Consider the following 22,186-nt stretch of genomic DNA (forward strand, 5'->3'; position numbering starts at 1 on the left):
CGGCTTAACTTAACCTCTCTTTCGGCGATAAGCGGGGGCCTGCCGCGGCGCCGCCTGCTCTTGCATCGGCATCACGGTCACGGCGAATTCTTTCATCACCCGGCGGTAGACGTCGCGTTTGAACGACACCACCTGGCGCACCGGATACCAGAAGCTCACCCAGCGCCAACCGTCGAACTCCGGCGTGCTGCTGCGCTGCATATTGATATCAGCGTCATTGCACAGTAGCTGCAACAAAAACCATTTTTGCTTTTGGCCGATACAAACCGGCTTTGTGTCCCAACGCACCAAACGTTTCGGCAATTTATAGCGCAACCAGTTGCGGGTCGAAGCCAGGATGCGCACATCCTTTTTACTCAGCCCCACTTCTTCGAACAGCTCACGGTACATCGCCTGCTCCGCAGTTTCGCCAGGGTTAATCCCACCTTGGGGAAACTGCCAGGAGTGCTGACCGTAACGGCGGGCCCATAAGACCTGCCCCTGACGATTACAGATTACGATACCAACATTCGGGCGGTAGCCATCATCATCGATCACCGGACTACCTCGATAAGCTTAAATTCGCATAGATGTCCTGATTGTTTCACACAAGCTACAGGCGGTAAACCACTGCTTTACGGCGCTGCGGACCGGATAACATTGGGATAACTCACAGATATAGGCAAAGTTATAAACATACCCCAGCCTTTCGGGCCGGTTTTATTCACTTTTTCTGTGGATAGGTGTGTGCAGAACTCGAGGGATAAGCCGGTACAACTCTTAAACCCCAAAATCCCCCACCGCCCCCCAAAACACACATTTACTTTAAAAACAAATAATTAATCAACACCCCATCATTATGTACAGGGTAAAAATGTGATCTATGCACGGTAAGGATCTTACCCTGGCGAAAGATCCACCAACGCCGTTTTTATCCACAGATTATCCGAGCAAGTTACGCACAAAACGGACAAATTCGTAAAAAACCGCCTGAGTCAAGGCTGTAAATTGAACCAGTGATCGGTAAAAATTTGGGTTATCCCATAAATCTGTGGATAAATAGGTGTAAGATCCTGTTTATTGTCGGTGGCTTCAGGTGAACAAGCCCCGCCAGTGCATTGCCTCCCCCGCAAGGAAATGAAAAAAGTCATGTAAAATCATGCTACTATTATTCTTTTCCCCAGGCGATGACGGTTATCGTTCGTCGTGCATAATTGCAGTACGTTTTTCAACCAAATTCGACAGGCTTGATTTATGGCGTTTTTATCCCCTTTGCCGCCCCCGCCGGAAAATGAACGGCAGCTGTTCGAGCGTGCTCAGGCGCTGGCCGGCGCCAGCTTTGGCGAGCTGGCCGCCCGCGCGCAGCTGCCGATCCCCAAGGATCTGAAGCGCGATAAGGGCTGGGTGGGCATGCTGCTGGAGCTGTACCTCGGCGCCATGGCCGGCAGCAAACCGGAGCAGGACTTTCCCGAACTGGGCATCGAGCTGAAAACCATTCCTGTCGACGCCGCCGGCAAACCGCTGGAAACCACTTTTGTCTGCGTCGCCCCGCTTACCGGCAACAGCGGCGTCACCTGGGCCAGCAGCCACGTTCGCCACAAGTTGGCGCGCGTCTTGTGGATACCGGTAGAAGGCGAACGGCAGATCCCGCTGGCCGAACGCCGCGTCGGCTCGCCGCTGCTGTGGAGCCCGAGCGCCGCAGAAGAAGAGAGTCTGCGCCGCGATTGGGAAGAGTTGATGGATCTGATCGTACTCGGCCACGTAGAGCGCATCACCGCGCGCCACGGCGAAGTGCTGCAGCTGCGCCCCAAAGCCGCCAACAGCAAGGCGCTCACCGAAGCCATCGGCGAACAGGGGCAACCTATCATGACGCTGCCGCGCGGTTTCTATCTGAAAAAGAGTTTTACCGGCGCGCTGCTGGCAAGACATTTCTCAATCTAAGCGATTTCGTTTAACTCTGGTTTAGCTAACCCTGTCAGCGCCACGATAAACGCGTATAATTCACGCTTTGCATTTATTAAGTATTAAGGTGTGCCGGGCAATGTTCGAATGGATTATGGATCCCAATGCCTGGTTAGCGTTAGGTACGCTAACCATTCTTGAGATCGTACTGGGTATTGATAACATCATTTTTCTGTCGCTGGTGGTGGCCAAGCTGCCCAAAGCGCAACAGAACAAAGCTCGCCGGCTCGGTCTGGCCGCCGCCATGATTATGCGCCTGGCGCTGTTGGCCTCCATCGCCTGGGTGATCCGCTTGACGCACCCGCTGTTTACCGTGTGGGATCACGCCATTTCCGCCCGCGATCTGATCCTGCTGTTGGGGGGGCTGTTCCTGATCTGGAAAGCCAGCAAAGAGATCCACGAAACCATCGAAGGCACGGAAGAAGAGCACCACACCAAGGTGCACAGCTTCTTCGGCGCGATCGTGCAGATCATGCTGCTCGATATTATCTTCAGTCTGGACTCGGTGATTACCGCCGTGGGCCTTTCCGACCATCTGTTCATCATGATGGCAGCAGTAGTGATCGCCGTCGGTGTGATGATGTTCGCCGCCCGGCCGATCGGTGAGTTCGTCAATCGCCATCCGTCGGTGAAAATGCTGGCGCTGGCGTTCCTGATCCTGGTGGGCTTCACGCTGATGCTGGAAAGTTTCCAGGTGCACGTGCCGAAAGGCTACATCTACTTCGCCATGTTCTTCTCGATGTCGGTAGAAGCGCTCAATCTGATGCGCAGCAAGAAAAACCGCTCGCCGGAATAACCCTACCCGGAAGCCGCCATCGGCGGCTTCCATCGCTTCGTTGACCTCTCATTTCACTTTTTCTTATCAGATAAAGACTTATCTGAGACGCCCTTCGCCGAGAGTTTGCTAATCTTGAAATAACAACCTTTTCTGGATAATCGAGGATCCGCAGGATGAAAAAGTGGGTAATGGCAGTGTCTGCGCTGGTGATGGTGGCCGGCCTGGCGGGATGTTCCAGCGACTACGTGATGGCGACCAAAGATGGCAACATGATCCTGACGCAAGGCAAGCCAGAGATCGACAAAGATACTGGCCTCATCAGCTATAAAGACGAGAAAGGCAACCACCGCCAGATTAACGGCGATCAGGTTTCCCAGGTTATCGAACGCTAATCACCGCCCGCCGGCTATCGCCCGCGCGAGCGCGGTAGCCCTCATTCGTGTCCGCACGGAATCCGCTTCCCCCATCTTCACCGCTTGGTTATAGTCAGGAAAGGCGACATCGCCGCCCGACGGACTTTGCGCCGTCTTCTGACATTGGGCTCCTGTTTCACCGGGCCGCGCGGCCCGTCAGCGCTAACAAGAAAGGAAGGCCGTTAATGCAATACCACCGTATTCCCCACAGTTCTTTAGAAGTGAGCGTGCTGGGACTGGGCACCATGACCTTTGGCGAACAGAACACCGAAGCCGACGCCCATGCGCAACTGGACTATGCATTGGCCGCAGGCGTGAACCTGATAGATACCGCCGAACTGTATCCGGTGCCGCCCCGCCCGGAAACCCAGGGCCTGACCGAGAGCTATATCGGCAGCTGGATCAAGGCACGCGGCAATCGCGAAAAAATCGTCCTGGCCAGCAAAGTCTCGGGCCCGGTGCGCGGCACCGACAGCAGCATCCGCCCGCAGCAGGCGCTCGATCGCAAAAACATCCGCGCCGCTCTGGACGCCAGCCTCAAGCGGCTGAACACCGATTATCTCGATCTTTACCAATTGCACTGGCCGCAGCGCGCCACCAACTGCTTTGGCAAACTCAACTATCAATACACCGATGACAAAGCTACGGTTACGCTGCTGGAAACGCTGGAGGCGCTGACCGAGCAGGTGCGCGCCGGCAAGATTCGCTATATCGGGGTTTCCAATGAAACGCCCTGGGGCGTGATGCGCTACCTACAGCTGGCGGAGAAACACGAGCTGCCGCGCATCGTGTCGATTCAAAACCCGTACAGCCTGCTGAACCGCAGCTTTGAGATTGGCCTGGCCGAGATCAGCCAGCACGAAGGGGTGGAACTACTGGCCTATTCCAGCCTGGCGTTCGGCACCCTGAGCGGCAAATACCTCAACGGCGCTAAACCGGCCGGTGCGCGCAATACGCTGTTCACCCGCTTCAACCGTTATTCAGGACAGCAAACCCAGCTGGCGATCGCCGAGTACGTGGCGCTGGCCAAAAAACACGGGCTGGATCCTTCGCAGATGGCCTTGGCCTTCGTGCGTCAGCAGCCGTTCGTCGCCAGCACCCTGCTGGGCGCCACCACGGTGGAGCAGTTGAAAATCAACATCGACAGCCTCGATGTGGTATTGGATGAGGACGTGCTGCAGGCGCTGGAAGAAATCCATACCCGGTTTACCATTCCGGCACCTTAATACAGCCGGGGCGCAGCCAGGCTGCGCCCCGTTTTTTACCGCCGCTGCGACCACCACAGCACGCTAATCGCCAACGCAAACACCACGCCAAACCCTACGCCGACGCCCACCACCGGCACGCCCAGCTTCACCACCAGCGAATACAGCGCCAGCATCAGCAACATGGCGGCGTTTTCACCCAGGTTTTGCACCGCGATCGCATTGCCGGCGCCGACCGAATGCTTGCCCCGCTCCTGCAGCAACGCATTGAGCGGCACCACGAAGAAGCCCCCCAGCATGCCGATGATCGCCAGCAAGACATAGGCATTGAGCATGGTGGTTTGCAGCGCGAACACCGCGACCGCAACGCCTATCAGGATCCCGGCCGGCATGCAGCGTTTTACCGTCTTCAGCGTGACGAAGCGCGCGGCAGCGCCGGCCCCCACCACGATACCGACGGCCACCATGGCGTTCAGCAGCGTCGGCGTGGCGTTATCGGCGATGCCGAGCGCCACCGGCACCCACAGCACCAGCAGAAAACGCAGCGTCACGCCGGCCCCCCAGAACAGGCTGGTGCCGATCAAGGAGAAACGCGTCTGCCCATCGCGCCATAACGTGACGCAGGCGGTAAAGAAGCTGTTCGTCATGGCCCGCGGGCGCCAGGAAGCCCCCGGGCGCGCCGCCGCCAGACGCGGAATATACAGGTTGGCGACCACCGCTCCGGCGTAAACCAAGGCGCAGGCCGCCAGCGCCGCGACCACATGCCAGTCCGCCAGAATACCGCCGGCCACCGACCCGGTCAGAATGGCGGCGATGGTCGAGGCCTCCATCAGGCCGTTAGCCTTGACCAGCTTCTCGCCGCTGGTGATCTCGCCCAGAATGCCGTATTTGGCCGGCGAATACGCGGCGGCCCCCACGCCGACCAGGCTGTAACCGAGAAACGGGTTGAACCCAAAGCAGATCACCAACGCCCCTGCCAGCTTCAGGGCGTTGGCGAACATCATCACCCGTCCTTTGGCGAAGCTGTCGGCCACCTGGCCGACAAACGGTGCCAGGATGATGTAGGTGGCAACAAAGGCCATCTGCAGGATCGGCTGGCTCCAGTCCGGATACAGCTGCTGCTTGATCAACGCCAGCGTGGCGAACAGCAGCGCATTGTCGCCGAACGCCGAGAGGAACTGCGCGCTGATGACGGCGATCATGCCGCGTGACAACAAAGGGGATTCGGTCGAAGGATTCATCAGGCACTCTCCGGCTGTTCGGCCATATGACGCAGGGTGACAAAATCGGGTTTGCCGCTGCCGAGCACCGGCAGCGTTTTCAACAGGCGAATATCGCGCGGCACCGCCAGCTCCGGGCTGCCCAGCTCGCGCGCCACCCGCAGCAATGCCTCGCGGGTGATGGCGGGATCGGTGGTGAACAGCACCAGCGCCTCGCCTTTACTGCTGTCGCTTTTGGCGGTGGCGGCATGCAGTTTTTCCGGCGACAGCCGCTGCGCCAGCAATTCGACGCTCTCGAGCGACACCATCTCCCCCGCCAGCTTGGCGAAGCGCTTCACGCGGCCGCGAATGGTGCAGTAACCCTGCTCATCCAGGCTGACGATATCGCCGGTGTCGTACCAGCCCGGCTGCAGCACGCCGTTCTCATCTTCCGCCGCCGGCGGCTCCAGCTCGCCGGGGCGCTCAACCCGCAGATAGCCTTTCATGATATTCGGCCCCTTCAGCTGCAGGCGGCCGCCGTTATCGATGCCCGGCACCGCGATCAGGCGCGCCTCCATCTGCGGCATGATGCGGCCAACGGTGCCCACTTTCGTCGCCAGCGGCACGTTAATGGAGACCACCGGCGCGCACTCGGTCACGCCATAGCCTTCCAGAATGCGAATGCCGTATTTGTCCTGGTAGATCTGTTTGGTGCTGTCCGCCAGTTTCTCCGCGCCGGCCACCACGTAGCGCAGGCGGGCGAAATCATACGGATGCGCGAAGCGCGCATAGTTGTTGAGGAAGGTCGCCGTGCCGAACAGCACCGTGCAATTACGGTCATACACCAGCTCCGGCACCACGCGATAGTGCAGCGGGCTGGGGTAGAGGAAAATGCGGCTGCCGGTGATCAGCGGCGTGAGCAGCCCCACCGTCAGGCCGAACGAGTGGAACAGCGGCAGCGACGACATGAAGCGGTCGCGCGGCGTGAAATCGGCGATGGTGCGAATTTGTTCTACGTTGGCCAGCAGGCTGGCGTGCGAATGCACCACGCCCTTGGGGTGGCCTTCGGAACCGGAAGTGAACAGGATCAGCGCCGCGTCTTCCGGGCGTTGCGGCAACGCCGCGCGCTGCGGCTGCAGCAAATGCCGCAAAATCCACAGCTTGTCCGCCAGCGTGACCGTATCTTTCAAATCTTCCAGATACACCCAGTTGGCCTGCGGCACCTGTTCCGGCAGGTGAGTCAGCTTGCCCTTTTCCAGAAACTGGCGCGAGGTGACGATGGTCTTGATGTCGGCGGCAGTCATCGCGCTGTTCAGGCCGTTGGCGCCGGCGGTGTAGTTGAGCATCGCCGGGATGCGGTTACGCAGCGAAGCGCCAAAGATCGCCGCCGCGGTGATGGTGGCGTTCGGCAACAGCAGGCCGACGTGTTCCCCTTCGGCGGTAAAGCGCTGCAGAATACGGCTGACGCCCAGCGATTTCTTGATCAACGTCTGGTAACTGTCTTCTTTGAAAGCGATGTCTTCGATACAGGGCTTGCGGCGCCCGTAGCGGTGCTGCGCCGCCAGCAAGGCATGGAACAGCGTCTGCGGTTCACACGTATCCATCCGCGCCCGCATCATGATCTGCATCAGCCGATCGCCCGCCAGCGCCCGGCGTTCACGCGCGCGCGGCGCTTCCGGCATCGGCAGCGTGGTCGGCGGCAAGATGCGGATGCTGATTCGCGGGAACCAGCGGATCTTGAATACCCCGGCCATGCGGCCGAACCGGCTGAATTCGGGGCCGTCGATCCGCACCGGCACCACGGTGGCGCCCGATTTGGCGGCGATAAACGCCGCGCCATCGTAGATTTTCATCAGCGCGCCGGTCACGGTGATACGCCCTTCAGGGAACACCACGATCGGCCGCCCCTGCTCGACCATCCGCACCAGTTGCTTAATGGCCATCGGCTTGGTGGGATCGAGCGAGACGAAATCGATGTAAGGCCGCAGCCAGCGCATAAACCAGCTTTCGCCGATGCTGGCGTAAACCGCAAACACCGGTTTAATCGGCAGGAACAGCGCCAGCAGTACGCCGTCGAGGAAAGAGACGTGGTTAGGTGTAATCAGCAGTTTTTGCCGATCGAAGTGCTGGACGTCCCCTTCGACCCGAACCCGAAACAGCAGGCGAAACAGCGCGCGCAGCAGTGAAAAGATCATGCCCTTCTCCCTTGGCCATGGAGGCGTAAATCGTTGTAGGGAAAAGAATACTATATGGCAGGCAAAAAAAAACCTACGCATCCGCGTAGGTTGGTGCAATTGAAAATGGCTTCAACATACAGAGTATGCTGATTTCTCACCAATCAATACCTCTGGGATCACCTACTCTAGAGAGATGGCGTGCAGGAAACTACCGGCGAATCGCAAGAGTTCTGCTCCAAATGCAACCAGCTGTAAATTTCCCGCGATCTGCTGTAATAACTCAATGAAACTTAAACCTTCCCGCAGCGGCGAAAAAATAAATATAACAACGACGGCGAGCCGGTTATCCCGACGCGAAATCGTCATTCATCGCGCGCTAACCTCGACCAGGCAACTCATGGCGTTCGGCCCCTGCGTCAACGATGAGGTGCCGATATCCAGCGTCAGCACGTTCGGGTTGCCCGCCTGTTCGACCGGCCGGCGCTGCGCGTCGTAACCCGGCTCGAACCAGGCGCCGGTCGCCATCAGCACCACGCCACGCGTCACGCCGTCAGTGAGGGACGCCCCCGCCAGGCAGCTGCCGCGCTCATTGCTGACCAGCACTTCGCTACCCTCTGCCACGCCGCGCTGCGCCGCGTCTTCCGGATGCATATACAGGGTTTCACGCCCGGCGGTCTTATTGCCCTGCGCCAGCGGCGCCGGATCCATCTGGCTGTGCAGACGATCGCTCGGCTGGATGGAGATCAAATGCAGCGGCCAGGTTTTGGCCTGCGGCGCGCCCAGCCACTCCACCGGCGGCCGCCACTGCGGATGCGGCGCGAAATCCTCGTAGCGGTAACCGGCGATCCGCTCGCTGAACAGTTCGATCTTGCCGCTGGGCGTCTGCAGCGGACTAGCCAGGGGATCGGCGCGGAACGCGTCAAAAAAGACGAACTCCTTGGCCGGCGCGGGCAGCTCGACATAGCCCCGGCGCCAAAAATCCTCAAACTCGGGCCAGGCGACGCCGGCACGCCGCTGCGCCGCGCCGCATTGCCGATAGATCTCTTCGATCCAGGCCCGCTCGTCGCGGTTTTCGGTAAAGCGTTCGCGATAGCCCAGGCGCTCCGCCAGATCGGCGAAGATATCAAAATCGTTGCGCGCCTGATGCTGCGGCACAATCGCCTGATGCATCGCCAGCACGTAGCGATCGCGCGAGGAGCCGCCGATGTCGTTGCGCTCCAGCGAGCTGGTGACCGGCAACACGATATCCGCCATTTTGGCCGCCGCCGTCCACCAGATATCTTGTACGACCACCGTATCCGGCTTCTGCCAGCCTTCCACCAGCCGGTTCAGCTGCTGATGATGATGGAACGGGTTGCCGCCGGCCCAGTGCACCAGGTGGACATCCGGGTACTGGCGCGTCTCGCCGCAAAATTGATAGGCTTCGCCGGGGTGCAGCAGCATGTCGCAGATGCGCGCCACCGGGATCGCCAGCCCGGCCGGGTTATCCCCTACCGGCATGGTCGGCGCGGGGGTGTCCACGCGCGGGTTACCGACGCCGTTCATCGATCCGTGGCCGAAGGAAAAGCCGCCGCCCGGCAGCCCCACCTGGCCCAGCATCGCCGACAGCGCGATCATCATCCAATACGGTTGCTCGCCGCGGTGCGCGCGCTGCACGGAGTAGGAACAGGTGATAAAACTGCGCACGCCGATCAGCTGCCGCGCCAGCCGCGCGATGCGCGCCGCCGGAATGCCGGTAATGGCGCTGGCCCAGGCCGGCGTTTTTACCACGCCGTCGCTCACGCCGTTCAGATAATCCGCCAGCTGTTGATAGCCTACGCAGTGGCTGTGCAGGAAGGCTTCGTCGTGCGCACCCAGCTGCTGGATTTCGTAAGCCAGCGCCAGCATCAGCGCCACGTCGGTATTCGGCCGGATCGGGATCCACTCCGCGTTGACGAACCCGGGGCAGTCGTCGCGCATCGGGCTGATGTTGACAACCGGCGTGCCCTTCTGCGCCAGCTTTTGCAGCCAGGGCTTGAGCGCATGCTCCGCCGCGCCGCCGGAAGAGACCTGGGCGTTTTTCAGCGCCAGCCCGCCAAACGCCACAAACAGCTCGCAATGCTCCACCACGCTCGGCCAGCTGGTGACGCGCCCGGTCAACGGCGAGAAAGTGCCGATCACATACGGCAGGAAAAACTGCGCCGCGCCCCAGCTGTAGTTGCCCTGCTGATCGACCCCGCCGCCGCCGCTGAAATAGAACCGCCGTACCAGCGAACGCGCATGATGCAAACGCCCGGCCGACGACCAGCCATAAGAGCCGGTAAACAGCCCGGAGGCACCGTAGCGATCGCGCACCCGGCGGTTCTCCTGCGCCACCAAATCGAGCGCCAGCTCCCAGTCCACCTCGACGAAGTCTTCCCTGCCGCGCAGCGTACGGTCGCTGCCCTCGCGCTTTTGCAGCCACGAGCGGCGCACCGCCGGCTTGCGGATACGTTTGTCGGAGTAAACCATCGGTGCGATGGAATCGAGCAGCGGCGAAGGATCGGGATCGTCGGCGAAGGGTTCACAGCGGATAAGCCGGCCGTCTTCAACCACGGCGGTATAAGCGCCCCAATGGGCGAGCTGCGGATAGCGTTTAATGGACATGGCGTTCTCGGCGCAAATCGGAATGCACAGACGTTACCTCAGCCCGCCGCCAGAGCCAACGTACAAATTGCGCTATCGTTCGGCAGCCGATGGTTATGCGTACAGACGCGAAGAGATTCTGCAACGGCCGCCACAAGTTGCGCACGAGACCGCTTGCAGCCCCGGTTGTTTTCCGCAAAACTGAGGGATGTAAGCGATTACCCAGGATGTATTGACTGATATGGCTACGATAAAGGATGTTGCCAGGCTGGCGGGTGTTTCCGTGGCCACGGTATCCCGCGTGATAAATAATTCCCCCAAGGCCAGCGAAGGGTCACGCACCGCGGTGCTGGCCGCCATGGAACAGCTGCAGTATCACCCTAACGCCAACGCTCGGGCGCTGGCGCAGCAATCCACCGAGACGCTGGGCCTGATCGTCTCCGACGTTTCCGACCCCTTCTTCGGCGCGATGGTCAAAGCGGTCGAGCAGGTGGCCTACGCCACCCACAATTTTCTGCTGATTGGCAACGGTTACCACGACGCCGAAAAAGAGCGCCAGGCGATTGAACAGCTGGTGCGTCACCGCTGCGAGGCTCTGGTGGTGCACGCCAAGAGACTGAGCGATCGGGAACTTTGCGGCTGGATGCAACAGATCCCGGGCATGGTGCTGATCAACCGCACGCTGCCGGGTTTTGAAACGCGCTGCGTGGCGCTCGACGATCGCTACGGCGCCTGGCTGGCGACCCGGCATCTGATCCAGCAAGGGCATCAGCGCATCGCCATCATCTGCTCCACCCACCAGATTTCCGACGCCACCGATCGCCTGCAGGGCTATCTCGACGCGCTGCAGGAGCACGGCATTGCGGTGGATGAAAAGCTGATCGCCTACGGCGAGCCGGACGAGATCGGCGGCGAACAGGCGATGACTGAATTGCTCGGCCGCGGCCGTTCGTTCTCCGCCGTTACCTGCTACAACGATCCGATGGCCGCCGGCGCGCTGTCGGTGCTGAGCGACAACAGCGTCGACGTACCGGGGGAAATTTCGCTGATCGGTTTCGACGACGTGCTGATTTCGCGCTACCTGCGGCCGCGCCTGACCACCATTCGCTACCCGATCGTAGCGATGGCCACCCAGGCGGCAGAGCTGGCCCTGGCGCTGGCCAACCGGCAACCGCTGCCGGAAATCACCAACATGTTCAGCCCAACGCTGGTGCGCCGCCACTCGGTCGCCACCCTCAACAACGCGCACGAACAGCCGTAATTCGCGCCGCCGCATGGGTGAGCCATCACCCATGCGCTCAGATTGCGCAGCCCGCCGCATTTCCCGCTTTTGGATTTTTTCCGCTCCCAGCGTTCGTGCATATTGTTGGCACAATAACCTTTACACTATATAGCATAAACGCTATATTCGGAGCGCATCATGTGGCAAGTGGTGACCGTCGAACGGTTTGACGACTGGTTTTTAGCGCTGAACAACGCTCAGCAAACAAGCATCCTGGCGGCGATCTACAAATTGCAGACGTTCGGCCCGCAATTAGCGCGGCCGCATGCCGATACGCTGCATTTTTCCGACGCGGTCCGGCAGTTGAAGGAGCTGCGCATTCAACATCGCGGGCGCCCTTTCAGAGTGTTTTTCGCCTTTGATCCGCAGCGGCAAGCGGTATTGCTGTGCGGCGGCGATAAAACCGGCGACAAACGCTTTTACCAGCGCATGTTGCCCATCGCCGCCATGGAGTTTTCACATTATCTGGCAACCCGGAGGTAGTGCAGATGGCCAAACCTTTATCCCAACTGATCGACAAGCTCGATCCCGCCGTCGTTGCCGCCGCCAGGCAAAAAGCGGACCAAGAGATTTTCGAGCTGCGGCTGGCGATGCTGAGGGAAGAGTTGGCGGTTTCTCAGGTTGAATTGGCGAAGCGGCTCGGCATTAGCCAACCCTCCGTCGCCAATTTGGAAAAGCGCGGCAGCGAAATCAAACTGTCATCGCTCAAACGCTATATCGAGGCCATGGGCGGCACGCTGTCGCTGGATGTGCAATTGCCCAATGGCCAGCGCCGCCGCATGACGCTGTAAAGCGGGCGCAGCACGCCCGCCCGCTTATTAGATAAGCTCCAGCGCGATCAGTTCTTCGATGGTTTGCCGGCGGCGGATCAGGCGCGGCTCGCCGTTTTCGAACAGCACTTCAGGCAACAGCGGACGGCTGTTGTAGTTGGAGGACATCGATGCGCCGTAGGCGCCAGTGTCGTGGAACACCAGATAATCGCCGATCTGGACCGGCGGCAGTTCGCGGGTTTCCACGCCGCCGCCCGCCTGCTGGGTGAACACGTCGCCGGATTCGCACAGCGGCCCGGCGATCACCGTTTCGCGCAGCGGTTGCCCCGAGGTATCGCGCCCATCGGCCGGCAACAGCGAAATATGATGATAGCTGCCGTACATCGCCGGGCGCATCAAATCGTTAAAACCGGCGTCCACCAGCACGAAGTGGCGGCTGCCCATGTCTTTTACCGCCCGCACTTCGGCCACCAAGACGCCCGCTTCCGCCATCAGGAAACGCCCCGGTTCGATCTCCAGCTGCACCGGATGCCCCAGATGCGCGGCGATGCGTTCACGTGCCCGGTTCCACAACCCGAAATAGTGTTCGGTATCGATCGCCTCTTCGCCGTACTGGTACGGGATAGACAGGCCGCCGCCGGCGGAAATGGCGCTGATGTCATGACCGAGATCGATCACCTGCTGCACCATCGCATCACAGACCCGTTCCAGATGCTGGTAATCGACGCCGGAACCGATGTGCATGTGCACGCCGATCAGCTTCAGGCCGTAGCGGCGGATCTTCTCCACCGCCTGCGGCAGGTCGGCATACCAGATACCGTGCTTGCTGTTCTCGCCGCCGGTGTTGGTTTTCTGGCTATGGCCGTGGCCAAATCCCGGGTTAATGCGCAGCCACACCGGGTGCCCTGCGGAAACCTGGCCGAGCTGATCCAGCATGTCGATGGAACCGGCGTTGATCGGGATCTTCAATTCGCTGACGCGCGCCAGCGTGGCGTGATCCAACACGTCCGCAGTAAACACGATCTCGCTCGGTTCGCCGCCCGGCTGAAAACCGGCCCGCAGCGCCCGCTCGATCTCGCCCAGCGACACCGAATCCACCTTCACGCCCTGCTCGCGCATCAAGCGCAAAATATGAATGTTCGAACAGGCCTTCTGCGCGAAACGGACGGTATCGAAATGGCGCAGCTGAGCGATGCGCTGGCTGATGATGTCCGCATCATAGGCCCAGACCGGGCAGCCGAAACGTTGCGGCAAGGCCAACAGGTTAGCGGCGTTCAACGCGGTGGAGGTGTCGTGCAACGGGCGTGGCATGGCGATATTCCCAATTCGAAAATGACGGCAGATAACGCCATAGTGCCGCACGCTGAATCGGGTGGAAAATATCTATTTAGCCGTAGTCTATTCATTTATGATATGGTTTTCCCCTTAATCGAGCGGCCTCGCCATGCACAGCATCTCTTTGCGGCAGATCGAAATTTTTCGGGCGGTGATGACCACCGGCAACCTGACCGAGGCGGCGGCCCTGCTGCAGACCTCGCAACCGACCGTCAGCCGCGAGCTGGCGCGCTTTGAGAAGCTGATCCGGCTGCAGCTGTTCGACCGGGTGCGCGGTCGCTTGTCCCCCACGGTGCAGGGCCTACGGTTGTTCGAAGAGGTGCAGCGCTCCTATTACGGCCTCGATCGCATCGTCAACGCCGCCGCCGGCATTCGCCAGTTTCAGCAGGCGCAGCTGTCGATCGTGTGCCTGCCGGTATTTTCTCAATCGCTGCTGCCGGCGGTGTGTCGGCCCTTTATCGAACGTTACCCGGAAGTCAGCTTCAGCGTCATCCCGCAAGAGTCGCCGCTGCTGGAAGAGTGGCTGTCTGCCCAGCGTCACGATCTCGGGCTGACGGAAACCACCCTGACGCCGGCGGGCACCGAGCGGGTGACGTTGATGACGTTGAACGAAGTCTGCGTGCTGCCGACGGGCCACCCGTTGCTGGTGAAAGATCGGCTGACGCCGCAGGACTTCGCCGGGCAGAACTTTATCAGCCTGTCGAGCACCGACAGCTATCGCCACCTGCTGGATGCGCTGTTCGGCGAACAGGGCGTCGAGCGCCGCATGGTGATGGAAACGCACAGCGCGGCGTCGGTGTGCGCCATGGTGAGGGCCGGCGTGGGGGTGTCGATCGTCAACCCGCTGACGGCGCTCGACTATGCCGGTAACGGTGTGCACGTGCGGCCGTTCAGCATCGACGTGCCGTTCACCGTCAGCCTGATCCGGCCGCTGCACCGCCCTTCATCGGCGCTGGTCACCGCCTTTATCGACCACCTTCATCAGCAGGCCGCCGCCTTTGCCGCCCGGCTGGCCGCCGCCGTCAGGCGCTGAAAGCGGCGTGGGAATATTGCCGAAGCATCAGCGCAGCGTCGCCTGCCACTGCGGATCGGTGGCGAACCACTCCACCAGAAAGTCCAGCATGGTGCGCAAGGTGGCGGGCATCTGGCGGCGTGAGGTATAGATGCCGTAGATGCCCATCGACTGCGGCCGGTAATCCGGCAGCAGTTCGACCAGCTCGCCGCTGGCCAGCAGCGGCGCCGCCGAATAATAGGGCTGCATGGAAATGCCTGCCCCCTGCACCGTGCCGGCCATCAGCACCACCGACTCGTTGGCGCTCAGGTTGCCGCTGACCGCCACCGCCGATTTCACGCCCTGAGCATCGAAGTGCCACAGGCTTTTGCCGAAATAGGAGTAGGTCAGGCAGTTGTGCAACGCCAGGTCCTGCGGTTGACGCGGGGTGCCGTGCGCCGCCAGATACGCCGGCGCGGCGCACACCACCGATGCGCAGGTGGACAGCGGGCGGGCGATCAGGTTGGGATCCAGCTCGTTGGTGATGCGCAGCGCCAGATCGATGCGCTCTTCCACCAGGTTCACCGCCCGGTTGTTCATCTGCAGATCGACCGCCACCTGCGGGTGACGCTTCAGATACTGAGCGACGGCCCCCACCAGCGCCGTTTGCCCGAGCGACTGCGAACAGGTGATGCGCAGCAGGCCGCGCAGCTCATCGCTCTGCCCTTCCTCCACCAGGTCGATCTCCCCCGCCAGCGCCAGCATTTGCCGGCAGCGTTCCAGAGTACGCTCCCCGGCGTCGGTCAGACTAAGCTTACGGGTAGTGCGGTGCAGTAAACGCGCCCCGGCCCATTGCTCCATCTGCGCCAGGTAGCGCGTCACCATCGCGCGCGACATCTCCAGCGTTTCCGCGGCGGCGATCATGCTGCCGCGATCGACGATGGTGACAAAAACCTCAGCGGCGGTAATGCGATCCATGATTAGTCCGATTTATGCAACGAATAATTGCTTATTATCCGGTTTTTCTATCGCTTTATGCAACCTAACATCATTACAACATTAACCGATACCCAAGGACCTCTGCCCATGTTTAAGAAATCACTGTTAACTCTGGCCTTCACCGGCGTCGCCACCCTCAGCACCTACGCCACCGCGGCCGATACCCTGACCATGGAAGTGTATAATCCGGGCGAGAAAAGCGTGTTCCCGGTGTCTTCCGAAATCATCAGCGGCAAACACGAAGTGGCGCTGATCGACGCTCAGTTCCAGCGTAACGATGCCGAAGCGCTGGTGAAAAAGATCAAGGCGACCGGCAAGAAACTGACCACCGTTTATATCAGTCACTCAGACCCGGATTTCTATTTCGGTCTGGACGTGATTAAAGCGGCCTTCCCGGAGGCGAAAATCATCGCTTCGCCAGGCACCATCAAGGACATCAACGCCACCAAAGACGGTAAAGTCGCCTATTGGGGCCCGATCCTGAAAGACAACGCGCCGAAAACCGTGATCGTGCCGCAGCCGCTGCAGGGCGACAGCTTCACCATCGACGGCCAGAAAGTGGAAGTGAAAGGCCTGAACGGCCCGACCCCCGATCGCACCTTCGTGTGGATCCCGGCGCTGAAGGCGGTCGTAGGCGGTGTCGCCGTCGACGGTGACAACATCCACCCGTGGATCGCCGACAACCAGAGCGTGGAATCGCGCCAGCACTGGCAGCAGACGCTGAAAAACATCGAAGCGCTGAAGCCGCAGGTCGTCGTGCCGGGCCACTTCCTGCCGGGCGCAGCGCAAACGCTGGCATCGGTGCACTTTACCCAGAAATACCTGACCACGCTGGAAGCCGAACTGCCGAAAGCCAAGGATTCCGCCGCGCTGATTGAAGCGATGAAAAAGCACTACCCGACGCTGAAAGACGAGTCGAGCCTGGAACTGAGCGCGAAAGTGCTGAAAGGCGAGATGAAGTGGCCGCAATAAGCGCCCGTGCGTGATTGAACCAGCCCTGGCGCCGCGGTGAGCTGCCGCGCGCCAGGCGAGGAGTAAAGATGACCGAAACCACTCTGCATTACATTTTCGATCCGCTGTGCGGCTGGTGCTACGGCGCCGCGCCGCTGGTGAAAGCGGCTCAGAGCCTCCCCGGGCTGAAGGTCGTGCCGCACGCCGGCGGCATGATGACCGGCAACAACCGCCGCCAAATTACCGACGAATGGCGCAATTACGTCATTCCGCACGACAAACGCATCGCCGAGATGACGGGCCAGCCTTTTGGCGAAGCCTATTTCAACGGCCTGCTGCGCGACACCACGGCGGTGATGGATTCCGAGCCGCCGATCACCGCTATCCTGGCGGCGGAAAAGCTGGCGGGACGCGGGCTGGACATGCTGCACCGCATTCAGCAGGCACACTATCAGGAAGGCCGACGCATCGCCGACACGCCGGTGCTGGAAGCGTTGGCGAAAGAGCTGGGGTTGCCTTCGGCGGCGTTTATCGCCGAAATGCGTTTCAGCAGCGGCGCGCCGACCGCGCAACACATCGCGGAAAGCCGGGCGCTGCTGGCCAAAGTGCAAGGCCAGGGCTTCCCGACCTTTGCGCTACAGGACAGCGAAGGCCGCCTGCATCTGCTGCCGGCCGGCAACTATCTGGGTAATGTAGAAGCCTGGAAAAACCTGCTGGGCGCCGCCGCGCTGGCGTAACCAACCTTTCTCGCCCCGACTGCCGGGGCGGGTCATTCGACCCGTACGAACCGCCCTTCAGCCCGCACGTTGTGACCGAACCCGCAATCCCCGCGCGTGTGCATCTCCAGCGCTTGCTCACCAAACGCCAAAGTGACGTCGCAGACCTGCGCGCTTTCCGAGTCATGCTGATGATAAACAGCTTTGCCGTGCTCGATCGGCAGTTCGGCGGTGAAGTCGCCCATGTTCGGGCCGTAATACAGCCCCATTTGCGGCATGGCGTAGCCGGAGAAATCGATCAGCCAGCGCTCGCCCTGCGGCTTCACCACCACTTCGCTCCACACGCCGCGCCCGGCGTATTGCCAATACACGCCGCCCGGCCCCTGCGGCTGCGGCCGCTGCGCCAGCCGTTGGCGCAACAGGCTCATGTTGTGCTGCGATTTGTCATCGTGCGGCGCCAGCGCCAGATAGGCCTGCGCCTTGAGCAATTCGCCGGCGTGCATCAGCGACAGCGCCACGTTGTTGTAGGCCGTGGCGACGGCCTGCTCGCTCAGGCCGCAAAACTCGCTCCAGGCCGCCTGATCGCGAAAGATGTCGGCAGCTTTGGCGTAATCCTGCCGCTGATAGGCCTTTTTTCCCAGCTCGGCGTAGCTCGCCACCTTTTGGCAGTCGGCGGCGATGTCCGGCTCGTCAATGTGCGCCCAGGCCCGGGCGCTGGCGAAGACGCCGCAGGTCAGCAACAGGGGAACCCAAGCCTTCATCGTTTATCCTTTCTGCAAAAATTCGGCGCCAGTATAACCGCCCGGCGGCGGAGTGTATGCCGCAATTGCGCCCATCTGCGCACCGCTGACGATTCAACCGCCTTATTTCAAACGGTTAGCGAGGTCAAAACTGCTTACAGTCGCGGTTTGTTTGTTACCGGCCCGCGGCCCATGCTGAACAAAATGCCGCAATTAACGAGTCGCTATGAACGCAACCCCCTTGCAGAAACACGCCGTTTGGCAGCTGATCAAACCCTTTTGGGTGTCGGAGGAGCGATGGCGCGCCTGGATGATGCTGATTGCCATCGTCGTCCTGTCGCTCGGTCTGGTCTATATCAGCGTGCAGATCAACCAATGGAACCAGGTGTTCTACGATGCGCTGCAGAACAAAAACTACCCGGTATTCAAGGCGCAGCTGTGGCGCTTTACCTATCTGGCGCTGATCTTCATCGTGCTGGCGGTCTACAAGATCTACCTGACTCAGGGGCTGCAGATGCGCTGGCGGCGCTGGATGACGGAAAAGTTCATGGAAAAATGGCTGGCGCACCAGGCGTATTACCACACCGAGCAGCAGCAGATCGTCGATAACCCCGATCAGCGTATTGCCGAAGATCTCAACGTATTGACCCAATATACCCTGTCGCTGTCGCTCGGGCTGCTCTCCAGCCTGGTGACGCTGTTTTCCTTTATCGACATCTTGTGGCACGTCAGCGGGCCGATGACCTTCGCGCTCGGCCAGCACGCCATCACGCTGCCCGGTTATATGGTGTGGTTCGCGCTGCTGTATGCGGTGCTGGGATCGCTGCTGATCTGGTGGGTCGGCAAACCGCTGGTCATGCTGGGCTTCAATCAGGAACGGTACGAGGCGAACTTCCGTTTCGGCCTGATCCGCATCCGCGAAAACAACGACGCCATCGCGCTGTACCACGGCGAACCGCGCGAGGCGCAGCAGCTGGGCGATCGTTTCGACACCATTCGCAGCAACTGGTGGGCAATTATGCGCATCACCCGGCGGCTGAACATCGCCACCAACTTCTACGGCCAGTTCGCCATCGTGTTTCCCCTGCTGGTGGCCGCGCCGCGCTACTTCTCCGGCGCCATTCAGATGGGCGGCCTGATGCAGATAGCCTCAGCCTTCGGCCAGGTGCAAGGTGCGCTGTCATGGTTTATCGACGCGTTTAACGATTTGGCGACCTGGAAAGCCTGCGTCAACCGTTTGGCCGGCTTCAACGCCGCCGTCGATCAGGTGCATCATCAGCCGCGCGGCGTTCAGCTGCGGGAAGAGACCGCCCATCCGTTAACGCTGGATAACCTCAGCCTGAACTTGCCCGACGGCCAGCCGCTGCTGGCCGGCGCCGAGATGACGCTGCAACGCGGCGAACGCCTGCTGATCGTCGGCCCTTCCGGCTGCGGCAAGTCGACGCTGCTGCGGGCCATCGCCGGTATCTGGCCTTACGGCGCGGGGACTATCGGGGTAGCGGCCAACGCCAACACGCTGTTCCTGCCGCAGCGCAGCTACATTCCGATCGGCACGCTGCGCGAAGCGTTGAGCTACCCGAGCCTGGCGTCGGAATACAGCGATCCGCAGCTGATGCGGGTGCTGGAAAACTGCCGCCTGAAGCACCTGCAGCGCTGGCTGGATACCTCCGCCAACTGGAGCCATCGCCTGTCGCCGGGCGAGCAACAGCGGCTGGCGTTCGCTCGTGCCCTGTTGATTCGCCCGAGCATCCTGTTCCTCGACGAGGCCACCAGCGCGCTGGACGACGAAACCGAACAGTTGATGTACTGCCTGCTGGTGGATGAACTGCCGGACGTAACGCTGATCAGCGTGGCGCACCGCAACAGCGTGGCGAAGTACCACCAGACCTGCTGGCGCTTCAGCCGCAGCGAAGATCAACCGGCGCGCCTGGCGCTGAGCCCGCTGCCGGTATAACCCGCAGACCGACGGCGTTCGTTCAGATGCCGTCGGTTTGCACGTCTTCGCATTTCACCCGGCGGCGCTCATGCCACAGGCTCGTCAGGCCGCGTTTGCCGCACGCCAGCGCCACCTCGCGAAACTCATCCAGGCTCAACCCGTCGCGCTCCAGCATCATTTCCGCCGCCAGCTGCATATTGACGCCGGTCAGCACTTCGCAATCGCCCTGCGCATCCGCCAGTTCGCAGGCGCTGCGGAACGGCGAGCCGCCGAGCATGTCGGTGAGAAACACCACGCCGTCCGGTTGCGCCACCGCCGCCAGCGCCGAGCGCAAGGCGTCGTTGAGCTGCGCGGTGCTCATCTGTTCAGGGAAATCGACCGCCGCGCAGTGCGGCTGCGGCCCCACCACCTGCTCCACCGCCTGCAACAGCCCGGTGGCGAAGCCGCCGTGGCCGGTAATCACAATGCCTGGCATACCCCACTCCTCACAAAATGCCGATAAATTTGCCCGCTACGCCGATCGCTACGGTGACGCCAATCAGCTTCACCGGCGAGAAGCCGCGCTTCATCAGGAAGAAAATGAGCAGCGTGAAGCACAGCGGCAACAGGTTGGGCATCAACTTGTCCAACACGTCTGTCTGCAGCGCCACGCTGGCCTTGCCGGCATGCATGACCAGCGGCGTGGACAGGTGCACATACGAGGCCACCAGTGCGCCGATCACCGTCATGCCGACGATCGACGCGGCATGAGAAATGCGCCGGGTGTGGGTCTTCAACAGCGCCAGCGCGCTGGTGCCGGCCTGATAGCCGTAGTGCGCCAGCCCAAAGCGCAGGCCGAAGTGAAACAGATTGAACAGCAGCAGGAAGACGATCGGCCCGAACAGGCTGCCCTCCAGCGCCAGCGAAGCGCCTATCCCGGCGCAAATTGGCAACAGCGTCAGCCAAAACAGCGCGTCGCCGATGCCGCCGAGCGGCCCCATAAGCGCCACTTTCACCGCGCGAATGGTGGAGATCTTCTCCTTGTTCTGTTCCATCGCCAGCACCAGGCCGGACAGGAAGGTGACGTCGAACGGGTGCACGTTGATAAATTCCATGTGCATCTTCATCGAGTTGGCCAGATCCTGCGGGTTGCGGTGGATCTTGCGCAGCCCGGGGATCAGCTGATACAGCCAGCCGCCGGCCTGCATACGTTCATAGTTGAACGACGCCTGCAGCAGCAGCGAACGCCAGGCCATGCGGTTGATGTCGCCGCGCGTCAGCGCTTCGGCGGGTTGGTTATCCAGGTAGTCGTCCTGCTCCACCTGGCTGGTGGCCAGCGCCTGCGCCATGCGTTGCTCGGCCTTTTGCGCCAGCAGATCGTCGGAATCGTTAAATGCCATCTTCGGCGTCCTCCTGCGGAGCGGGCCGGGCCGTCGCCTCTGCCGCGCCGCGTTGCGTGTTGAAGAAGTCGATCAGGGCGATCGCCAGGGCACCCAGCGCCACCGCCAGGATCGGCAGCTTGAGGAACGTGACCGAGATGAAGCCAAGGATAAAATAGGCCACGTAGGTTTTTTTCATCATCACCTTCATCAGCAGCGAGAAGCCGATCGCCGGCATCATGCCGCCCGCCACCGCCAACCCGTCCAGCAGCCAGCCTGGCGCCTTCTGCACCATGGCGCTGGCCGCATCGGCGCCGAAGTAAATCGGCAGGAATGCCACCACGAAATAGAAGATGAACAGGATGCTGATGCCGAGATAGTTCACCCGTTCGATGCCGCGCCAGTTCAGCTCCTTCACCATGCGATCGCAGCGGTGCATCATCGGCGAGAACAGCGTAAACAGCAGCGTAATGCAGCCCTGCACCGCAATCGAGAACGGTACCGCCACGCCGATCGCCACTTTCGGGTCGGCCTTGGTCAGAATGGCGAACGCGGTGCCGATCACCCCGCCAATCACCACGTTAGGCGGTTGGGCGCCCGCCAGCGGCACCATCCCCATCCACACCAACTCCAACGTGCCGCCCACCAGCAACCCGGTGTAGACATCGCCCAAAATCAGCCCCACCAGCGGCCCCATCACCACCGGCCGGTGGAAGTGGGTCAGGCCGTCGAACAGGTCAACCCCCGCCAGCCCGGCCAACAGCGCAATCAATAACGCATCCGTCAACATG

At 61.1% G+C, this 22,186-nt stretch carries 21 protein-coding genes; 11 read left to right on the top strand and 10 right to left on the bottom strand.

From position 1 onward, the window contains the following. Positions 1–9: 9 nt before the first annotated feature. Complete coding sequence (rppH, locus tag AC4PR2_RS14965; RefSeq protein WP_004931849.1) at positions 10–537, bottom strand: RNA pyrophosphohydrolase; 528 nt, start codon at positions 535–537, stop codon at positions 10–12. A gap of 696 nt (positions 538–1,233) precedes the next feature. On the opposite strand from rppH, the gene mutH reads away from it, so the two are divergent. The 4 genes from mutH (at position 1,234) to AC4PR2_RS14985 (ending at position 4,358) form a co-directional block, all read left to right on the top strand. Then, positions 1,234–1,920, top strand: a complete 687-nt coding sequence (gene mutH, locus AC4PR2_RS14970) for a DNA mismatch repair endonuclease MutH (protein WP_038878695.1) — start codon at positions 1,234–1,236, stop codon at positions 1,918–1,920. 100 nt (positions 1,921–2,020) lie between these two features. Next, entirely contained in the window at positions 2,021–2,737 is a 717-nt protein-coding gene (locus AC4PR2_RS14975) for a TerC family protein (RefSeq protein ID WP_049273516.1), read from the top strand. Positions 2,738–2,892: 155 nt separating this feature from the next. Further along, on the top strand, positions 2,893–3,111 hold the full coding sequence (locus tag AC4PR2_RS14980) for a YgdI/YgdR family lipoprotein (protein ID WP_038878690.1): 219 nt from the start codon (positions 2,893–2,895) through the stop codon (positions 3,109–3,111). 206 nt (positions 3,112–3,317) lie between these two features. After that, entirely contained in the window at positions 3,318–4,358 is a 1,041-nt protein-coding gene (locus AC4PR2_RS14985; protein WP_060423007.1) for an NADP(H)-dependent aldo-keto reductase, read from the top strand. Between the two features lie 35 nt (positions 4,359–4,393). On the opposite strand, the gene lplT is transcribed toward AC4PR2_RS14985, so the two are convergent. The 3 genes from lplT to AC4PR2_RS15000 form a co-directional block, all read right to left on the bottom strand. Further along, on the bottom strand, positions 4,394–5,578 hold the full coding sequence (gene lplT, locus AC4PR2_RS14990; RefSeq protein WP_049202156.1) for a lysophospholipid transporter LplT: 1,185 nt from the start codon (positions 5,576–5,578) through the stop codon (positions 4,394–4,396). Beyond that, a complete protein-coding gene (gene aas, locus AC4PR2_RS14995; RefSeq protein ID WP_492175264.1) occupies positions 5,578–7,731 on the bottom strand; it encodes a bifunctional acyl-ACP--phospholipid O-acyltransferase/long-chain-fatty-acid--ACP ligase in 2,154 nt (717 codons plus the stop codon). Before aas ends, lplT begins: the two co-directional genes overlap by 1 nt. A gap of 348 nt (positions 7,732–8,079) precedes the next feature. Beyond that, on the bottom strand, positions 8,080–10,338 hold the full coding sequence (locus AC4PR2_RS15000; protein ID WP_492175265.1) for a molybdopterin guanine dinucleotide-containing S/N-oxide reductase: 2,259 nt from the start codon (positions 10,336–10,338) through the stop codon (positions 8,080–8,082). Between the two features lie 220 nt (positions 10,339–10,558). Here AC4PR2_RS15000 and galR point away from each other — a divergent pair, with 220 nt between their 5' ends. From galR to AC4PR2_RS15015, 3 genes are all read left to right on the top strand, one after another. Next, positions 10,559–11,578, top strand: coding sequence for an HTH-type transcriptional regulator GalR (gene galR / locus AC4PR2_RS15005; RefSeq protein ID WP_060422992.1), 1,020 nt, complete (start codon positions 10,559–10,561; stop codon positions 11,576–11,578). Between the two features lie 159 nt (positions 11,579–11,737). Continuing rightward, positions 11,738–12,082, top strand: a complete 345-nt coding sequence (locus AC4PR2_RS15010) for a type II toxin-antitoxin system RelE/ParE family toxin (protein WP_004931830.1) — start codon at positions 11,738–11,740, stop codon at positions 12,080–12,082. Between the two features lie 5 nt (positions 12,083–12,087). Then, positions 12,088–12,390 carry a helix-turn-helix domain-containing protein gene (locus AC4PR2_RS15015; RefSeq protein ID WP_330113034.1) on the top strand — a complete coding sequence of 101 codons (303 nt, stop codon included), beginning with the start codon at positions 12,088–12,090 and terminating at the stop codon, positions 12,388–12,390. A gap of 27 nt (positions 12,391–12,417) precedes the next feature. Here the strand turns inward: AC4PR2_RS15015 and lysA are convergent, their stop codons facing one another. Beyond that, positions 12,418–13,680: a diaminopimelate decarboxylase gene (gene lysA / locus AC4PR2_RS15020; protein ID WP_197808347.1), complete on the bottom strand. Its 1,263-nt coding sequence runs from the start codon at positions 13,678–13,680 to the stop codon at positions 12,418–12,420. A gap of 133 nt (positions 13,681–13,813) precedes the next feature. Here lysA and AC4PR2_RS15025 point away from each other — a divergent pair, with 133 nt between their 5' ends. Further along, entirely contained in the window at positions 13,814–14,737 is a 924-nt protein-coding gene (locus AC4PR2_RS15025; protein WP_060422988.1) for a LysR family transcriptional regulator, read from the top strand. Positions 14,738–14,764: 27 nt separating this feature from the next. On the opposite strand, the gene AC4PR2_RS15030 is transcribed toward AC4PR2_RS15025, so the two are convergent. Further along, positions 14,765–15,673 (bottom strand): LysR family transcriptional regulator, encoded by a 909-nt coding sequence (locus tag AC4PR2_RS15030; RefSeq protein WP_015378928.1) that lies wholly within the window; start codon positions 15,671–15,673, stop codon positions 14,765–14,767. Positions 15,674–15,781: 108 nt separating this feature from the next. On the opposite strand from AC4PR2_RS15030, the gene AC4PR2_RS15035 reads away from it, so the two are divergent. Both AC4PR2_RS15035 and AC4PR2_RS15040 read left to right on the top strand, forming a co-directional pair. Beyond that, positions 15,782–16,666 carry an MBL fold metallo-hydrolase gene (locus AC4PR2_RS15035; RefSeq protein ID WP_330113036.1) on the top strand — a complete coding sequence of 295 codons (885 nt, stop codon included), beginning with the start codon at positions 15,782–15,784 and terminating at the stop codon, positions 16,664–16,666. Positions 16,667–16,734: 68 nt separating this feature from the next. Continuing rightward, entirely contained in the window at positions 16,735–17,382 is a 648-nt protein-coding gene (locus AC4PR2_RS15040) for a DsbA family protein (protein ID WP_038878652.1), read from the top strand. Between the two features lie 32 nt (positions 17,383–17,414). Here the strand turns inward: AC4PR2_RS15040 and AC4PR2_RS15045 are convergent, their stop codons facing one another. After that, complete coding sequence (locus tag AC4PR2_RS15045; RefSeq protein ID WP_197786573.1) at positions 17,415–18,122, bottom strand: tetratricopeptide repeat protein; 708 nt, start codon at positions 18,120–18,122, stop codon at positions 17,415–17,417. A 205-nt stretch (positions 18,123–18,327) separates the two neighbouring features. Here AC4PR2_RS15045 and AC4PR2_RS15050 point away from each other — a divergent pair, with 205 nt between their 5' ends. Then, positions 18,328–20,055 (top strand): ABC transporter ATP-binding protein/permease, encoded by a 1,728-nt coding sequence (locus AC4PR2_RS15050; protein ID WP_070914504.1) that lies wholly within the window; start codon positions 18,328–18,330, stop codon positions 20,053–20,055. A gap of 22 nt (positions 20,056–20,077) precedes the next feature. Here AC4PR2_RS15050 and agaF read toward each other — a convergent pair whose 3' ends face one another. Genes agaF through agaW form a run of 3 tightly spaced genes read right to left on the bottom strand, consistent with a single transcriptional unit; the run spans position 20,078 to position 22,185 of the window. Further along, the gene (gene agaF / locus AC4PR2_RS15055) at positions 20,078–20,512 is read right to left on the bottom strand and encodes a PTS galactosamine/N-acetylgalactosamine transporter subunit IIA (RefSeq protein WP_033635782.1); all 435 of its coding nucleotides are present in this window, start codon (positions 20,510–20,512) and stop codon (positions 20,078–20,080) included. 10 nt (positions 20,513–20,522) lie between these two features. Beyond that, a complete protein-coding gene (locus AC4PR2_RS15060) occupies positions 20,523–21,416 on the bottom strand; it encodes a PTS system mannose/fructose/sorbose family transporter subunit IID (protein WP_060441338.1) in 894 nt (297 codons plus the stop codon). Next, positions 21,406–22,185, bottom strand: coding sequence for a PTS N-acetylgalactosamine transporter subunit IIC (gene agaW, locus AC4PR2_RS15065; RefSeq protein WP_019455697.1), 780 nt, complete (start codon positions 22,183–22,185; stop codon positions 21,406–21,408). The genes AC4PR2_RS15060 and agaW overlap by 11 nt, the downstream gene beginning before the upstream one ends. Between the last annotated feature and the right edge of the window lies 1 nt (position 22,186).

This window comes from Serratia sp. A07, assembly GCF_058725505.1.

Coding starts and splice junctions, on each gene's coding strand:
- mutH (WP_038878695.1), top strand. CDS start 1,234: ATGGCGTTTTTATCCCCTTTGCCGCCCCCGCCGGAAAATGAACGGCAG.
- AC4PR2_RS14975 (WP_049273516.1), top strand. CDS start 2,021: ATGTTCGAATGGATTATGGATCCCAATGCCTGGTTAGCGTTAGGTACG.
- AC4PR2_RS14980 (WP_038878690.1), top strand. CDS start 2,893: ATGAAAAAGTGGGTAATGGCAGTGTCTGCGCTGGTGATGGTGGCCGGC.
- AC4PR2_RS14985 (WP_060423007.1), top strand. CDS start 3,318: ATGCAATACCACCGTATTCCCCACAGTTCTTTAGAAGTGAGCGTGCTG.
- lplT (WP_049202156.1), bottom strand. CDS start 5,578: ATGAATCCTTCGACCGAATCCCCTTTGTTGTCACGCGGCATGATCGCC.
- aas (WP_492175264.1), bottom strand. CDS start 7,731: ATGATCTTTTCACTGCTGCGCGCGCTGTTTCGCCTGCTGTTTCGGGTT.
- AC4PR2_RS15000 (WP_492175265.1), bottom strand. CDS start 10,338: ATGTCCATTAAACGCTATCCGCAGCTCGCCCATTGGGGCGCTTATACC.
- galR (WP_060422992.1), top strand. CDS start 10,559: ATGGCTACGATAAAGGATGTTGCCAGGCTGGCGGGTGTTTCCGTGGCC.
- AC4PR2_RS15010 (WP_004931830.1), top strand. CDS start 11,738: ATGTGGCAAGTGGTGACCGTCGAACGGTTTGACGACTGGTTTTTAGCG.
- AC4PR2_RS15015 (WP_330113034.1), top strand. CDS start 12,088: ATGGCCAAACCTTTATCCCAACTGATCGACAAGCTCGATCCCGCCGTC.
- lysA (WP_197808347.1), bottom strand. CDS start 13,680: ATGCCACGCCCGTTGCACGACACCTCCACCGCGTTGAACGCCGCTAAC.
- AC4PR2_RS15025 (WP_060422988.1), top strand. CDS start 13,814: ATGCACAGCATCTCTTTGCGGCAGATCGAAATTTTTCGGGCGGTGATG.
- AC4PR2_RS15030 (WP_015378928.1), bottom strand. CDS start 15,673: ATGGATCGCATTACCGCCGCTGAGGTTTTTGTCACCATCGTCGATCGC.
- AC4PR2_RS15035 (WP_330113036.1), top strand. CDS start 15,782: ATGTTTAAGAAATCACTGTTAACTCTGGCCTTCACCGGCGTCGCCACC.
- AC4PR2_RS15040 (WP_038878652.1), top strand. CDS start 16,735: ATGACCGAAACCACTCTGCATTACATTTTCGATCCGCTGTGCGGCTGG.
- AC4PR2_RS15045 (WP_197786573.1), bottom strand. CDS start 18,122: ATGAAGGCTTGGGTTCCCCTGTTGCTGACCTGCGGCGTCTTCGCCAGC.
- AC4PR2_RS15050 (WP_070914504.1), top strand. CDS start 18,328: ATGAACGCAACCCCCTTGCAGAAACACGCCGTTTGGCAGCTGATCAAA.
- agaF (WP_033635782.1), bottom strand. CDS start 20,512: ATGCCAGGCATTGTGATTACCGGCCACGGCGGCTTCGCCACCGGGCTG.
- AC4PR2_RS15060 (WP_060441338.1), bottom strand. CDS start 21,416: ATGGCATTTAACGATTCCGACGATCTGCTGGCGCAAAAGGCCGAGCAA.
- agaW (WP_019455697.1), bottom strand. CDS start 22,185: ATGTTGACGGATGCGTTATTGATTGCGCTGTTGGCCGGGCTGGCGGGG.